The organism is Bacillus cereus group sp. RP32 (genome assembly GCF_040459735.1).
Classification (GTDB): Bacteria; Bacillota; Bacilli; order Bacillales; family Bacillaceae_G; genus Bacillus_A; species Bacillus_A wiedmannii.
Map to the genome: position 1 here is coordinate 1,841,050 of NZ_JARVHO010000001.1, position 13,518 is coordinate 1,854,567.

A 13,518-nucleotide genomic window follows, 5' to 3' on the forward strand; every position below is an offset into this window, starting at 1 on the left:
TGTAATAAGATATTATCGTAAGGTATTGAAAAGTTTGTCTACATTTTATATTCAGACAACTTAGTCACGTTTAACAGGGGGGAAACATAATGGTCAAACATAATCCATTTCAATCACGTGCAACTTTTGAAGTAGATGGAAAAACGTATCATTATTATGATTTGAAAGCGCTTGAAAATGCAGGGGTTGGCAACGTATCTCAATTACCATATTCCGTGAAAGTTTTACTTGAATCAGTACTTCGTCAAGTAGACGGACGTGTAATCACAGAAGAGCATGTTACAAATTTAGCAAAATGGGGAACGAAAGATGTGCAAGATATCGATGTTCCATTTAAACCATCTCGTGTAATTTTACAAGATTTCACTGGTGTTCCAGCTGTTGTAGATTTGGCTTCGCTTCGTAAAGCAATGGCAGACATGGGTGGGGATCCTGATAAAATTAATCCTGAAATTACTGTAGACCTTGTAATCGATCACTCGGTACAGGTTGATAGAGCGGGTACAGCAGACGCGCTTGCATTCAACATGGACTTAGAGTTTAAACGTAATGAAGAACGTTATAAATTTTTAAGCTGGGCACAAAAATCATTCGATAACTATCGTGCGGTTCCACCAGCAACAGGTATTGTACACCAAGTAAACCTTGAATATTTAGCACCAGTTGTTCATGCTGTGAAAAATGCTGAAGGTGACTTAGTTGCATACCCGGATTCATTAGTTGGAACAGACTCACATACAACAATGATTAACGGTATCGGTGTTCTTGGATGGGGCGTTGGTGGTATTGAAGCAGAAGCAGGAATGCTTGGACAGCCTTCATACTTCCCAGTACCTGAAGTAATCGGTGTGAAATTAACTGGTACACTTCCAAGTGGCACTACAGCAACTGACGTTGCATTAAAAGTAACACAAGTATTACGTCAAAAAGGTGTAGTTGGTAAATTCGTTGAGTTCTTCGGTAATGGACTAAAGAGCATGCCTTTAGCTGACCGTGCAACAATTTCAAACATGGCACCAGAATACGGCGCAACTTGTGGATTCTTCCCAATCGATGATATTTCATTAGAATACTTACGTTTAACAGGTAGAGATGAAGAGCAAATTCGCGTTGTTGAAGAATACTGTAAAGCAAATGGCTTATTCTATACAGCAGACAGCAAAGATCCAATCTACACGGATCTTGTTGAAATTGATTTAAATACAATCGAATCTAACCTTTCTGGACCGAAACGTCCACAAGATTTAATTCCACTTTCAGATATGAAAGATGCGTTCCACAAAGCTGTTGTAGCACCAGTTGGAACACAAGGACTTGGATTTAATGAGCAAGAGTTCGATAAAGAAGTGAAGGTTACATTAGAAGATAAAGAAGTAACGATGAAAACAGGTGCAATTGCAATCGCTGCAATTACAAGCTGTACAAATACATCAAACCCATACGTATTAATTGGGGCAGGTTTAGTTGCGAAGAAAGCAATTGAAAAAGGACTTGTAGTACCTGAGTACGTAAAAACGTCATTAGCGCCAGGATCTAAAGTTGTTACAGAGTACTTAGATAAATCAGGTTTAACAACATATTTAGATCAACTAGGTTTCCAAACAGTTGGTTACGGCTGTACGACTTGTATCGGTAACTCTGGTCCATTAGCAGACGAACTAGAAGAAGCAATCGCAGCAAACGACTTACTAGTAACATCTGTTTTATCTGGTAACCGTAACTTTGAAGGTCGTATTCACCCACTTGTAAAAGCGAACTATTTAGCATCACCACCACTTGTTGTGGCATATGCACTTGCAGGTACTGTTGATATTGACCTGAAAAATGATGAAATTGGTAAAGATGCAAATGGCAATGCTGTTTACTTCAATGATATTTGGCCATCAGCTAAAGAAATTGAAGATGTAGTTCAAAACGTTGTTACATCTGAACTGTTCAAGAAAGAATATGCACAAGTATTTAACAGCAATGAGCGTTGGAATGAAATTCAAACTTCAAACGAAGCTTTATATACTTGGGATAATGATTCAACATACATTCAAAATCCACCGTTCTTTGAAGGATTATCTAAAGAGCCAGGTGAAGTTGAAACATTATCAGGCTTACGCGTAGTTGGTAAATTTGGTGATTCTGTAACGACAGACCATATTTCACCAGCAGGTTCAATCGGTAAGCACACACCAGCTGGGCGCTACTTATTAGAGAACGGCGTACAACCAGTTGACTTCAACTCTTACGGTTCTCGTCGTGGTAACCATGAAGTTATGATGCGTGGTACATTCGCGAACATCCGTATTAAAAACCAAATCGCACCAGGAACAGAAGGCGGATATACAACATATTGGCCAACTGGTGAAGTAACATCAATCTATGATGCTGCTATGAAATATAAAGAAGATGGCACAGGCCTTCTAGTTGTTGCAGGTAAAGATTACGGTATGGGAAGTTCTCGTGACTGGGCTGCGAAAGGTACAAACTTATTAGGTATTAAAGCAGTAATTGCAGAAAGCTTCGAGCGTATCCACCGTAGTAACTTAGTATTAATGGGCGTATTACCACTACAGTTTAAAGATGGCGAAAGCACTGAAACATTAGGTCTTGTTGGTAACGAGTCATTTGAAATTCAAATCGACAAAACAGTTAGACCACGTGATCTAGTAAAAGTAGTTGCAACCGATTTAGATGGCAACGAAAAACAATTTGAAGTAGTAGCTCGTTTCGATAGTGAAGTTGAAATTGACTACTACCGTCACGGTGGTATTCTGCAAATGGTTCTTCGTGAGAAAATCGAAGAGTCTAAAGTGTCAAACTAAATAATTGAAATGAACGATAAGGAAGCTAACAACTGTTAGCTTCCTTATTTTATGGAAAGGGATGAAACCATTTGGTTTCATCCCTTTCTTTTTACTATAAAAAACGGAGGAAATGTCATGAAAGAATATAAAAGAATATTGTTACCGTTACAGAAAGAAAAAATATTAGTAATAGCAGCTGTATGCAGTGGGCTTTTTGTAGCTATTCTAAATTTATCCCGTCCACTATTTATGGGGCTAATTGTAGATAATCTCATTCAACAAGAGCTGAAAGGGGCGTATCTTTACATTACTTTGTTTACAGCTAGCCGCTTGTTGATGTGGGTGAACAATCTTTCATTTGATTATGTAAGCTCCAAAGCGAGTCAGCGAATATTACGAGAGAAGCGTATAGATGTATTGCGTCATTTTTTCTTATTACCATTTGAAGAGAGTGAGAAAATCAAACAAGGAGAGTTGGAAACTTTAGTCGTATCTGATATTCCGAACTGGGTCAGGTTATATGGTTCTATATTAATAGAATATATACATGCCATTGCGCAATTTATCGGTGCGATCATAGCGCTGCAACATATAGATACACAGTTCATCTGGTGGATAACTCCGTTTTTATTTCTAAGTGCAGTTGTTCCAATGATTATGGGCAAAAAGGTAAGAAATATCGCAAGTATTGCTCAAAAAAATCAATCAAGTGTTGTAGAGATGGTTTCACAGTTTGTAAAAGGTGCACAAGATTTACGTAGTTTGCAAAAAGAAAAATGGGCTATTGGCTTATTTAAAGGAGTAACGGCACAATCTTATAAAACAGAAGTAAAGAAGACGATGATGCAACACTGTATTGGAGTAGTTGGAACAGTGATTGAAACAGGAGCATATATCGTTGTTCTTATTATAGGTGCGCAAAAAATAATGCAGGGGGAAATGGAGGTTGGTTCACTTGTTGCAGTTTTAGCGACAATAGAGATGCTCTTTTTCCCTGTCCGTTATGTGGGAGATTTATTAATGATGACACAAGTTGCAGCTGCTTCGGCAAGTAGAGTTTTTTCCTTTTTAGATAAACGAGTGGCAAATAGTAATGTAGAAAGAGCGATGGGGATGACAATAACAAATGTTTCATTTCAGGAAAATGATGAAGAGAAATGCAGAATTCATAATATTGATTTGCAAATTAACCCTGGTAACTCATTATGATCGTAGGGGAAAGTGGTGCAGGAAAAACAACGCTTTTAAAATTAATGACAGGCTTGTATAAACCATCTAACGGTAGCATTGTTTATTATGGTAATGAGGCTCGATTGACTACAGTGTGGCAAGAACCTCGATTCTTTCGGACGACAGTAAAAGAGAATATGTATTTCGGGGAAGTGGGCTTAGAAAACGAGTTAGAAAAAAATGCTGAACTTGTAAGTGTAACGCCGATTATTAGTGAATTGCCTGAAGGGATTCAAACTGTACTACATAAAAGCGGTGAAGAGTTTTCGGGAGGGGAAAGAAAACGTCTTGCATTATTGCGAGCAATTGTTTCAAATCCGAATCTTATTATTTTAGATGAACCAACTGCGGGATTAGATCCGAGCAATCAAGAAGTTGTTTGGAATATGATAGAAGGGCTAGGAAGAGGGGGAACGAGAATTGTAGCAACACATGATGTAGAGAAAGTGATACTAGCAGATTGTGTTGTTATCATGAGAGAAAGAAGTATTGTTGCATGTGGAAGTCCTGAAAAATTAATAAATAGTCATTCATTTTTAAAAGGGTGTAAATAAAGATAAGAGCAATGCTCTTATCTTCATTCACCGTCATTTATTTGATACTCGATAGATTCAGAATGATTCAGATCAACATTAAAAGTAGCGGTCATAAGGAAAGTTGCAATTCCAAGGATTACGAAAAGGACGAATGAAACTAGAGCGATGTAAAGACAAATACGCCCTATTTTCTTTTTTTCAAGATCTTTACTAAAGAGTGAAATGATCCATGCAATAATACCGATTGGATATAAAAGAAAACTAAGAATATATAATGTTATTTTTTCGAATGAATTCATACACAATCCCCCTTTTGTTGAAGGTTATATAAGAAAGTAAAAAGGTGAATGGGTCCATAAGGAGATAGGAAACACGTCATCTGTTTTTCTAATTATATGATAAAAAGGAAAAAATTTCACTTTAAATAAGAATATTCTAATTATTTTGACTGTGAATATTTCCAAGCTTGTCCGTATAAGCTAAAATAAGGTATATAGTATTTGGGTAATTAGGTTAATAAGAAGATAAATACGTTAGGGTGATATAAAATGTGGCGGAAGCTTACGATTATTGTAGTGTTACTTTGTTTAGCGGGATATGCAGCTTATGAACAGTTTGGTAAAAGCGATCAGGCGGCCCAAGGAGAACAAGAAAAAAGTGAAGCTGCTATGAAAGAGATGATTGCAAGTAATGGTATCGAAATAGGGAAGAGTGCGCCAAACTTTGAATTAACGAAGTTAGATGGAACGAATGTAAAGTTATCAGATTTGAAAGGAAAGAAAGTGATTTTAAACTTTTGGGCAACGTGGTGTGGACCTTGCCAGCAAGAAATGCCGGATATGGAGGCTTTCTATAAAGAACATAAAGAAAATGTAGAAATTTTAGCAATAAATTATACGCCTTCAGAAAAGGGCGGGGGAGTAGAAAAGGTAAGCAATTTTGCAAAAGAAAAAGGAATTACTTTTCCTATTTTATTGGACAAGAACATTGATGTGACAACAGCGTATAAAGTAATTACGATTCCAACTTCGTATTTTATAGATACGAAAGGTGTCATTCAAGATAAGTTTATTGGACCGATGACGCAAAAAGAGATGGAGAAACGGATTGCTAAATTAAAATAATGGTGAAAAGGTAGAGGTGGAAAGTTACCATTTCTGCCTTTTCTTTTTCACGTAGTGATAGCAGCATGTTATGATAAAAGAAATATAAACGTTTAGAGGTAAAGGAGTGTTTGGAGTGGGGAATATATCCTTACCGTTAGATTATGTTGTAATTGATTTTGAAACAACAGGATTTAACCCTTATAATGATAAAATTATTCAAGTAGCAGCAGTGAAATATCGTAATCATGAACTAGTAGATCAATTTGTTTCCTATGTGAATCCAGAGCGTTCAATTCCGGACCGAATAACGAGTTTAACAGGTATTACAAATTATCGTGTTTCAGATGCACCGACGATTGAAGAAGTATTACCTCTATTTTTAGCATTTTTACATACAAATGTTATTGTCGCTCATAATGCATCTTTTGATATGCGTTTTTTAAAAAGTAATGTAAATATGCTTGGGCTGCCTGAACCTCAAAATAAAGTGATTGATACTGTGTTTTTAGCGAAGAAATATATGAAGCACGCACCTAATCATAAACTTGAAACGTTAAAGCGAATGCTTGGCATTCGTTTAAGTTCTCATAATGCATTTGATGATTGTATTACGTGTGCAGCTGTTTATCAAAAATGTGCATCTATTGAAGAAGAAACAAACAGGAAATCGAATATAGAAGTACTTGATGAAACAGCAGTATATGAAGCAGTAAAAAAGATACTTGTACGAAATAAACGTGATATCGAATGGATTCGTTGTATGAATGTAGGAAGCTATTTAGATATAAAAGCTTTTTATCCAGTTATGAGAGTAAAAGTAAAAGGGCGAAAGAAATACGTATTAACAGAGATATTAGAAGATGATGTGAAAGAAATATGTACGAGTTTAAATTGTGAACCGGCGTTAAAAAGTGAAGTTGGTAATACGAGAATTATGCTTAATAGCTTAGAGGATGTCCTGAAATTAGAAAGTTATATTTTAGGACAGTATGATTTTGTACTGCAAGCGCTAAGTGAGTATAAACAAAGTGAAATGAATGCGGATGAAAAGCTAAAAGAATATTTAAATATGATGGTATAAAAAACTCCGTGTACAAGAAGTTGTGCACGGAGTTTTTTTAGGAGTACTAAAACATAAAATTTTCTTACAAATCTGATTAAAGAGTTTTTCATTTGCTCATACTATGTATAGTAAGAATGCGAAGGAGAGAGGGTGAACAGCATGAGAAGAAGTCGCCGTAAATCATTTGACGAACTTGTGAAAGAAAATAAACAACAATTATTAAGTGATCGTGATGCAATCGATCGCATTGAAGAGCGTATTGAAAAACGTTATGAAATGCAACTTTTTAAGCAAGCTGAATAATTCTTAACACTAGTACGATACTAGTGTTAAGGAGGCGATAGTAATGGGTAATCCGAAAAAGAATTCAAAAGACTTTGCACCGAATCATATTGGAACACAATCAAAAAAAGCTGGTGGCAATAAAGGAAAGCAAATGCAAGACCAAACAGGCAAACAACCGATTGTTGATAACGGTTAAAAAGGGAGAATGTTGTCATTCTTCTTTTTGTGACGGATTTTTAATAGTCAAAAAGGGCTGACTTATGTCAGCCCTTTTTCGTAATCGTAAAATTTTCAACGAGTAAACGCCAATTTTGCGGGAATGGTAAGCCAATCTTCCAGTAACTAATACCGCCTATACCTTGTTCTTTCATTAAATTGAATTTGCTTTGAACAGACCGTGAATCTTCAAACCAAACTTCGTGTTGTACGCCGTTTTCGTCAAAGTAATTAAAATGAGGAGTTTGAGCTGTGAAATCATAGCGGATAGGAACATTGTATTTACGAGCTAGTGCAACAGCTGCGACAGAGCTAATTGCTTTTGCAGGCGGGTTACCTTGTTTGAACGGAAGTTTCCAATCGAATCCGTATAAGTTTTGCCCCATCATAATTTTTTGGGGAGGCATTTGAGATTTTGCGTATTGAAGTACTTCTTTTACAGGACCAATAGGAGAAATAGCCATCGGTGGACCACCTTGCCAACCCCAGTCGTATGTCATAATTACGACGAAATCAACAATTTGTCCTTGTGCCTTATAATCGTGAGCTTCGAAAAATTTGCCCTTTTGATTTGAACTTGTTTTCGGTACAAGCGTTGTACTCAATGTGTACCCGCTAGGTAAGCGTGTTTTTACAGTTCGTAAAAAACGATTATACGCTTCACGATCTTCAGGTGCCACACTCTCGAAATCAAAATGAATGTCTCGCATACCGTATTTCTCAGCTGTTTGTAAAATGTTAGTAATAAATTTGTTTTGAATCGATGCATCGCGTAAAATAACCGATGTCAGATCGGCACTGAAATTTCCATTTTCAATATTTGTAATAACAAGCATCGGGATGGTTTTGCCTTGCGCTGCAATATTAGCGATTTTAGCTGTTTCAGTTGGTTCTTTTAACGTACCATCTCTTTTTGCCTCGAAACTGAAGTAAGCCAAATATGTTAAAAATGGATTAATGGCACGCGTAGCGTTAACCAAACTTTCTTTTATTGGTATTGTTGAAGGTTGTAAATAAGCGATGGATTCTACTGCGCGTTTTGTCCCTTTTGGTATATATAATTGCTGTCCAACATGGAGAATGGATTTTAAAGATAAGTTATTAACCTTAGCTAAACTAGCGAGTGGTACGTTATATGTTTGAGAGATTCGATATAGGCTATCGCCAGGCTGTACATAATAATTATTCCCTTTCGTATTAACGATCAGTGCCTGACCTACAACGAGTGTTTCAGCTGGATTTAGTCCATTGTCCTTTACTATTTCGTCAGGTGTTGATCCGTACTTTGATGCCAAGCTATATACGCTATCACCGCTACGAACAGTTACAATTTGAATCATATGCTTGCTCCTTTCAGTAAAAGATTCACTGTTTTTATTTTATTTTTGATGTCACTGTATTATGATTAAATGTATGCAAGGTAGCAGAAGTGAAAGAAGGCGAATACATATGTTTGTAGCAGAACATGAAGTTGAAATCCGTTATGCGGAAACAGATCAAATGGGTGTTGTTTACCATTCAAACTATTTGGTGTGGCTTGAACTAGGTCGCACGAAACTTATACAAGATTTAGGATTTTCATATGTTGAAATGGAGAAAGAGGGAATTATTTCTCCTGTGTTAGATTTGCAAATTTCATATCGTAAAGCGATGCGTTACGGAGAAAAAGCAATTGTGAAAACGTGGATTGATACTGTTAGTCCGCTTCGCGTTGTATATGGTTATGAAATATATAACGGTGAAGGTGAACTTTGTATTACTGCAAGTACGACGAATATTTGCGCGAAAAAAGAAGGGTTCAGGCCTGTATCATTTAAAAAGTTATATCCAGAGTGGTATGCGAAATATGAGGAAATTAAGAAAAAATAAAAAAGCGTGGCAGAAGCCACGCTTTTTTATTTTTCATAATTAAATTGCGGGAAATCATCACCGTCGTTAAATGTAACAGCTAAATTATGTCCATCGAAGAACCACTCATCATCGCCTTCAATAAAGAAGTTAATACCTTCTTCTTGAGTTTGAACAGCAGGATGTGCAGGATCATCTTTACGAATACCTAAAGAAAGTCCTTTTTGCACAGTACTGCAACCGCCGTATTGTACGAAAAGGCGTAGTGTTTCACCCGATTGTAAGTTTAATTCGTTTTTATACCATTGTGCTGCTTCTTTTGTTACGGAAAGATTCATGTATAGTTCCTCCAAATTATGTTGCTTTTTCTTTAGTATAAAAAATAACGCAAAAAGACGCTATTAATATGCTTCACGTTTTCTTTTTGCGTTATGTGGGTTACGATCTTATTTTTGCTTTTTTGAAAAGTTTGCTTTCGGTTCAGTTTTATTTATAATTCGTCCGATATTTGCACGGTGTTTATAAATAACCATACCTGCTAATAAACACATCGCAATAATGAAGATTTTATCCCCGCTAACAATGGATGCAATAACAGCAACGACGGCTGTTACCATAGAAGAAAGTGATACGTATCTTGTTGTAAATAAAAGGCTGAAAAAGACAACAGCTAATATTGCAAAAACAACTGGAGAGTAGCATAATAGCACGCCAGCAGAAGTTGCAACAGCTTTACCACCACGGAATTTCGCGAAAATCGGATACACATGTCCAAGAACAGCTGCTAATCCGAACCATAGTGGGTGAACATCTAAACCGAAAATAATCGGTAGACTTGTTGCTAATGTACCTTTTAAAATGTCAGCAATTGTAACGATAAAACCTGCTTTTTTCCCTAGTGTGCGGAATGTATTTGTTCCGCCTAGATTACCGCTTCCGTGCTCACGAATATCGATTCCGTAGCCGATTTTTCCAACGACTAGTGCGAATGGAATCGAGCCAAGTAAGTAGGCAACGATAAATAAAAGATATGTAATAACCATAAGTTCAGTCTCCTTTATTCAAATGTGTTGATAAAGGGTAAAAAGAGTTTTTCCCGTATATTGTACCATACATTTGTAAAGAGCACATTTCTTTTTTGTAAATGAAAAATTCATTATTTCGTGAAAAAAATTTCACAGGAATGTTACATTTCTCACAGAAACACCAAGACTATATGTAGTAACATTTTAATCAAAAGACAACAACATATTGGTGGAGGGTTATAAATGTTACAACGAAATGTACGTGGAGAAGAATTAATGAGAGTGTTTGAGACGATTGTCCACGGTAGTGAGCAAGATTTAATGCAAGAAAATGCAAATGTAGATGGTCGCTCTCCAATGGGAGTAATGGGAACGTTCGCATCAGAGAGTGCGAAATATTATGCAGTTGAAAATTTATTGTCAGATCAAGTGAAAAAAGCGATAAATCAAAATATATTATATCCACATGACTTAGATTTTTATGCGACAGGAACGACGACTTGTTCGCAAATTCCGTTAGCGCAAATGCTTGCGGACGGTTTTCATACTGGACATGGGCATATGAGACAACCGCAGGATATTAAAAGTGCATTGGCTCTTTCGTCTATTATTTTTCAGGCGAATCAAAATATGCAGCACGGTGGTCAATCATTTGCACTCTTTGATATTGATTTAGCTCCATATGTGAGAAAAACAGTAGCGAGACATAAGAAACGATTACAGTCATATCCGCTTACGAAAGAACAAATAGAAGAATTTGCATGGAAAGAAACAGAAAATGATACGTATCAGGCGTGTGAAGCTTTCGTTCATAATTCAAATAGTATGCACAGTAGGGGCGGGGGACAAGTACCGTTTATTTCTATTAATTATGGAACAGACACATCAAAAGAGGGACGGTTATTAGTTAGACAACTTTTAAAAGCGACACAAGCTGGTCTTGGTAAAGGAGAAACACCAATTTTTCCGATTCAAATTTTTAAAATGAAAAAAGGTGTGAACTTTGAAGAATGTGATCCGAACTATGATTTATTTGAATTAGCGTTAGAGACAACGGCTGAACGATTATTCCCTAACTTTTCATTTTTAGATGCGCCATTTAATGCAGTGCATTATGACGGACGACCGGAAAGTGAAGTATGTTATATGGGATGTCGTACCCGTGTCATGTCTAACATACATGGAGAAGAAACAGCGATTGGAAGAGGCAATTTATCATTTACGTCTATCAACTTAGTGAAATTAGCGTTAATTAGTGGTTCAAAAGAAGCATTTTTTGAAGCGTTAAATTATTACTTAGATTTAGGGATTAAGCAATTATTAGAGAGATTTGAGTATCAAAGTACGAAGCGAGCAAGAGATTTTCGATTTTTATATTCACAAGGTGTATGGCGCGGTGGAGAGAAGTTACAGCCTGAAGATTCTGTAGCATCCATTTTAAAGCAAGGGACGTTAAGTCTTGGTTTTATCGGTCTTGCGGAGTGCTTAGTAGCTTTAACAGGAAAGCATCATGGAGAAGATGAAGAATCATGGAAACTCGGATATGAAATCATTTCCTTTATGAGAGATAGAATGGATAAAGCGACGGAAGAACATGAACTGAATTTCTCAGTAATTGCAACTCCTGCAGAAGGGTTATCAGGGAAGTTTGTGAAAAAAGATAGAGAAGAATTTGGTGTGATTAGCGGTATAACGAACCATAATTATTATACGAATTCATTCCATATCCCAGTTTACTATAGCATTCAAGCGATAAATAAAATTCGTTTAGAAGGACCTTTCCATGCCCTATGTAACGGGGGACATATTACGTATATTGAGCTAGACGGAGCAGCTATGCATAACAAACAGGCGTTAAAACAAATTGTACGAGCGATGGCAGATCATGGCGTTGGATACGGTTCAATTAATCATCCTGTTGACCGTTGTAAGTGCTGCAGTTATCACGGAGTTATTGGAAATGAATGCCCAATTTGCGGAAATGAAGACGAGGCTAATATAGAAAGAATTCGCCGTATTACAGGCTATCTTGTAGGGGATATGTCGAAGTGGAATAGTGCAAAACGTAGTGAAGAAATGGATCGGGTGAAGCATCAATGAAAGTGATGAATATCATTCATGATAGTGTAGTAGATGGAGAAGGGTTGCGGACAGTCGTGTTTTTTGCGGGCTGCCCGCATCGTTGTTTCGGTTGCCATAATCCGAAATCGTGGAATATTTGTAATGGAACTGAAATGACAGTAGTAGAAATTGTGAAAGAGATTGCAAGTAATTCATTAACTGATGTAACATTTTCAGGTGGAGATCCATTCTTCCAAGCTGCGGAAGTGAAAAAAGTAGCAAAAGCTGTGAAAGACTTGAAAAAAAATCTTTGGATGTATACAGGTTATACGTTAGAAGAGATACAGAGTTCTCAAAATAATGATATGATAGAGTTGTTACATTATGGGGATGTTTTAGTCGATGGAAGATTTGAAATCGAGAAAAAAGATTTAACACTTCCATTTCGCGGAAGCTCCAATCAACGTATTATTCGATTGAAAGAGTAAAAAGGCGGGATAGATGATATGAATAAAACAGTGTTACTAGTTGAAGATGAAAGAAGATTACGTGAAATCGTTAGTGATTATTTTCGTAATGAAGGCTTTGAAGTAATCGAAGCAGAAGACGGGAAAATAGCGTTAGAATTATTTGCAGAGCATGAAATTGATTTAATTATGTTAGATATTATGTTACCAGAAATAGATGGATGGTCTGTTTGTAGACGAATTAGAAAAGAATCAGCAGTACCGATCATTATGTTGACAGCACGTTCGGATGAGGATGATACACTACTAGGGTTCGAATTAGGTGCAGATGAGTATGTAACGAAACCTTTCAGCCCGAAAGTGTTAGTAGCTCGTGCGAAGACGTTATTGAAACGTGCGGATGGTGTGGTAGGAGTAGCGGAAGAAAATGCTATGTCTTTAGCTGGAATAGAAGTGAATCGTCTATCTAGAACCGTTTTAGTAGATGGAGAAGAAATTATATTGACACATAAGGAATTTGAACTTCTTGTTTATTTAATGGAGAACAAAGGAATTGTGTTGTCACGTCAACATTTATTAGATCAGTTATGGGGATATGATTACTACGGTGATGACCGAACGGTTGATACTCATATTAAAAAACTACGAAATAAGCTAGGAGATAAAGCGAAGCATATCGGTACTGTTATTCGAGTTGGTTACAAATTTGAAGAATAACCTTTAAATTACTATGCGCTTTGGCTTTGGAATATAGCAAATTTATACTCTCTTTTGTAGGTGGAATGTACAAAAAATACTTTTCTTGTCTACAATGTTAGATAAGAGTATTTTTTTAATTGGATTTCACGATGAGTTCACAAGAAGGACACAAAACGTGACTATACTG

At 36.5% G+C, this 13,518-nt stretch carries 13 protein-coding genes and 1 pseudogene; 10 read left to right on the plus strand and 4 right to left on the minus strand.

Annotated elements, in window-relative coordinates; translation table 11 throughout:
- Window positions 1-89: 89 nt before the first annotated feature.
- Complete coding sequence (gene acnA, locus QCI46_RS09575; RefSeq protein ID WP_327958476.1) at window positions 90-2,813, plus strand: aconitate hydratase AcnA; 2,724 nt, start codon at window positions 90-92, stop codon at window positions 2,811-2,813.
- Between the two features lie 117 nt (window positions 2,814-2,930).
- A pseudogene (locus QCI46_RS09580) lies at window positions 2,931-4,579 on the plus strand (ABC transporter ATP-binding protein).
- A gap of 23 nt (window positions 4,580-4,602) precedes the next feature.
- Here the strand turns inward: QCI46_RS09580 and QCI46_RS09585 are convergent.
- The gene (locus QCI46_RS09585) at window positions 4,603-4,860 is read right to left on the minus strand and encodes a hypothetical protein (RefSeq protein WP_353840049.1); all 258 of its coding nucleotides are present in this window, start codon (window positions 4,858-4,860) and stop codon (window positions 4,603-4,605) included.
- A 249-nt stretch (window positions 4,861-5,109) separates the two neighbouring features.
- On the opposite strand from QCI46_RS09585, the gene QCI46_RS09590 reads away from it, so the two are divergent.
- The 4 genes from QCI46_RS09590 (at window position 5,110) to sspN (ending at window position 7,211) form a co-directional block, all read left to right on the plus strand.
- Window positions 5,110-5,685: a TlpA family protein disulfide reductase gene (locus QCI46_RS09590; RefSeq protein WP_353840050.1), complete on the plus strand. Its 576-nt coding sequence runs from the start codon at window positions 5,110-5,112 to the stop codon at window positions 5,683-5,685.
- Window positions 5,686-5,800: 115 nt separating this feature from the next.
- The gene (locus QCI46_RS09595) at window positions 5,801-6,748 is read left to right on the plus strand and encodes a 3'-5' exonuclease (RefSeq protein ID WP_353840051.1); all 948 of its coding nucleotides are present in this window, start codon (window positions 5,801-5,803) and stop codon (window positions 6,746-6,748) included.
- Window positions 6,749-6,889: 141 nt separating this feature from the next.
- Window positions 6,890-7,033, plus strand: a complete 144-nt coding sequence (locus tag QCI46_RS09600; RefSeq protein ID WP_001254698.1) for an FbpB family small basic protein — start codon at window positions 6,890-6,892, stop codon at window positions 7,031-7,033.
- Between the two features lie 43 nt (window positions 7,034-7,076).
- Entirely contained in the window at window positions 7,077-7,211 is a 135-nt protein-coding gene (gene sspN, locus QCI46_RS09605; protein WP_000527987.1) for an acid-soluble spore protein SspN, read from the plus strand.
- A gap of 67 nt (window positions 7,212-7,278) precedes the next feature.
- On the opposite strand, the gene QCI46_RS09610 is transcribed toward sspN, so the two are convergent.
- On the minus strand, window positions 7,279-8,571 hold the full coding sequence (locus QCI46_RS09610; RefSeq protein ID WP_353840052.1) for a glycoside hydrolase family 18 protein: 1,293 nt from the start codon (window positions 8,569-8,571) through the stop codon (window positions 7,279-7,281).
- Window positions 8,572-8,680: 109 nt separating this feature from the next.
- On the opposite strand from QCI46_RS09610, the gene QCI46_RS09615 reads away from it, so the two are divergent.
- A complete protein-coding gene (locus QCI46_RS09615; RefSeq protein WP_000495804.1) occupies window positions 8,681-9,100 on the plus strand; it encodes an acyl-CoA thioesterase in 420 nt (139 codons plus the stop codon).
- A 26-nt stretch (window positions 9,101-9,126) separates the two neighbouring features.
- Here QCI46_RS09615 and QCI46_RS09620 read toward each other — a convergent pair whose 3' ends face one another.
- Together QCI46_RS09620 and plsY are read right to left on the minus strand one after the other, a co-directional pair.
- Complete coding sequence (locus QCI46_RS09620; protein WP_001054448.1) at window positions 9,127-9,417, minus strand: HesB/YadR/YfhF family protein; 291 nt, start codon at window positions 9,415-9,417, stop codon at window positions 9,127-9,129.
- A gap of 108 nt (window positions 9,418-9,525) precedes the next feature.
- Window positions 9,526-10,122 carry a glycerol-3-phosphate 1-O-acyltransferase PlsY gene (plsY, locus tag QCI46_RS09625; protein WP_000237189.1) on the minus strand — a complete coding sequence of 199 codons (597 nt, stop codon included), beginning with the start codon at window positions 10,120-10,122 and terminating at the stop codon, window positions 9,526-9,528.
- A gap of 225 nt (window positions 10,123-10,347) precedes the next feature.
- Here plsY and QCI46_RS09630 point away from each other — a divergent pair, with 225 nt between their 5' ends.
- Genes QCI46_RS09630 through QCI46_RS09640 form a run of 3 tightly spaced genes read left to right on the plus strand, consistent with a single transcriptional unit; the run spans window position 10,348 to window position 13,349 of the window.
- Complete coding sequence (locus QCI46_RS09630; protein WP_353840053.1) at window positions 10,348-12,204, plus strand: anaerobic ribonucleoside triphosphate reductase; 1,857 nt, start codon at window positions 10,348-10,350, stop codon at window positions 12,202-12,204.
- Complete coding sequence (gene nrdG, locus QCI46_RS09635; protein WP_048544052.1) at window positions 12,201-12,653, plus strand: anaerobic ribonucleoside-triphosphate reductase activating protein; 453 nt, start codon at window positions 12,201-12,203, stop codon at window positions 12,651-12,653. The genes QCI46_RS09630 and nrdG overlap by 4 nt, the downstream gene beginning before the upstream one ends.
- 18 nt (window positions 12,654-12,671) lie before the next feature.
- Complete coding sequence (locus QCI46_RS09640; protein WP_001044675.1) at window positions 12,672-13,349, plus strand: response regulator transcription factor; 678 nt, start codon at window positions 12,672-12,674, stop codon at window positions 13,347-13,349.
- Window positions 13,350-13,518: the final 169 nt, after the last annotated feature.

What these genes read in the sequence shown, in the direction of transcription:
- nrdG (WP_048544052.1), top strand. Translation starts at nt 12,201, where the DNA reads ATGAAAGTGATGAATATCATTCATGATAGTGTAGTAGATGGAGAAGGG.
- QCI46_RS09630 (WP_353840053.1), top strand. Translation starts at nt 10,348, where the DNA reads ATGTTACAACGAAATGTACGTGGAGAAGAATTAATGAGAGTGTTTGAG.
- QCI46_RS09585 (WP_353840049.1), bottom strand. Translation starts at nt 4,860, where the DNA reads ATGAATTCATTCGAAAAAATAACATTATATATTCTTAGTTTTCTTTTA.
- QCI46_RS09610 (WP_353840052.1), bottom strand. Translation starts at nt 8,571, where the DNA reads ATGATTCAAATTGTAACTGTTCGTAGCGGTGATAGCGTATATAGCTTG.
- QCI46_RS09620 (WP_001054448.1), bottom strand. Translation starts at nt 9,417, where the DNA reads ATGAATCTTTCCGTAACAAAAGAAGCAGCACAATGGTATAAAAACGAA.
- QCI46_RS09640 (WP_001044675.1), top strand. Translation starts at nt 12,672, where the DNA reads ATGAATAAAACAGTGTTACTAGTTGAAGATGAAAGAAGATTACGTGAA.
- QCI46_RS09600 (WP_001254698.1), top strand. Translation starts at nt 6,890, where the DNA reads ATGAGAAGAAGTCGCCGTAAATCATTTGACGAACTTGTGAAAGAAAAT.
- QCI46_RS09590 (WP_353840050.1), top strand. Translation starts at nt 5,110, where the DNA reads ATGTGGCGGAAGCTTACGATTATTGTAGTGTTACTTTGTTTAGCGGGA.
- acnA (WP_327958476.1), top strand. Translation starts at nt 90, where the DNA reads ATGGTCAAACATAATCCATTTCAATCACGTGCAACTTTTGAAGTAGAT.
- QCI46_RS09615 (WP_000495804.1), top strand. Translation starts at nt 8,681, where the DNA reads ATGTTTGTAGCAGAACATGAAGTTGAAATCCGTTATGCGGAAACAGAT.
- plsY (WP_000237189.1), bottom strand. Translation starts at nt 10,122, where the DNA reads ATGGTTATTACATATCTTTTATTTATCGTTGCCTACTTACTTGGCTCG.
- sspN (WP_000527987.1), top strand. Translation starts at nt 7,077, where the DNA reads ATGGGTAATCCGAAAAAGAATTCAAAAGACTTTGCACCGAATCATATT.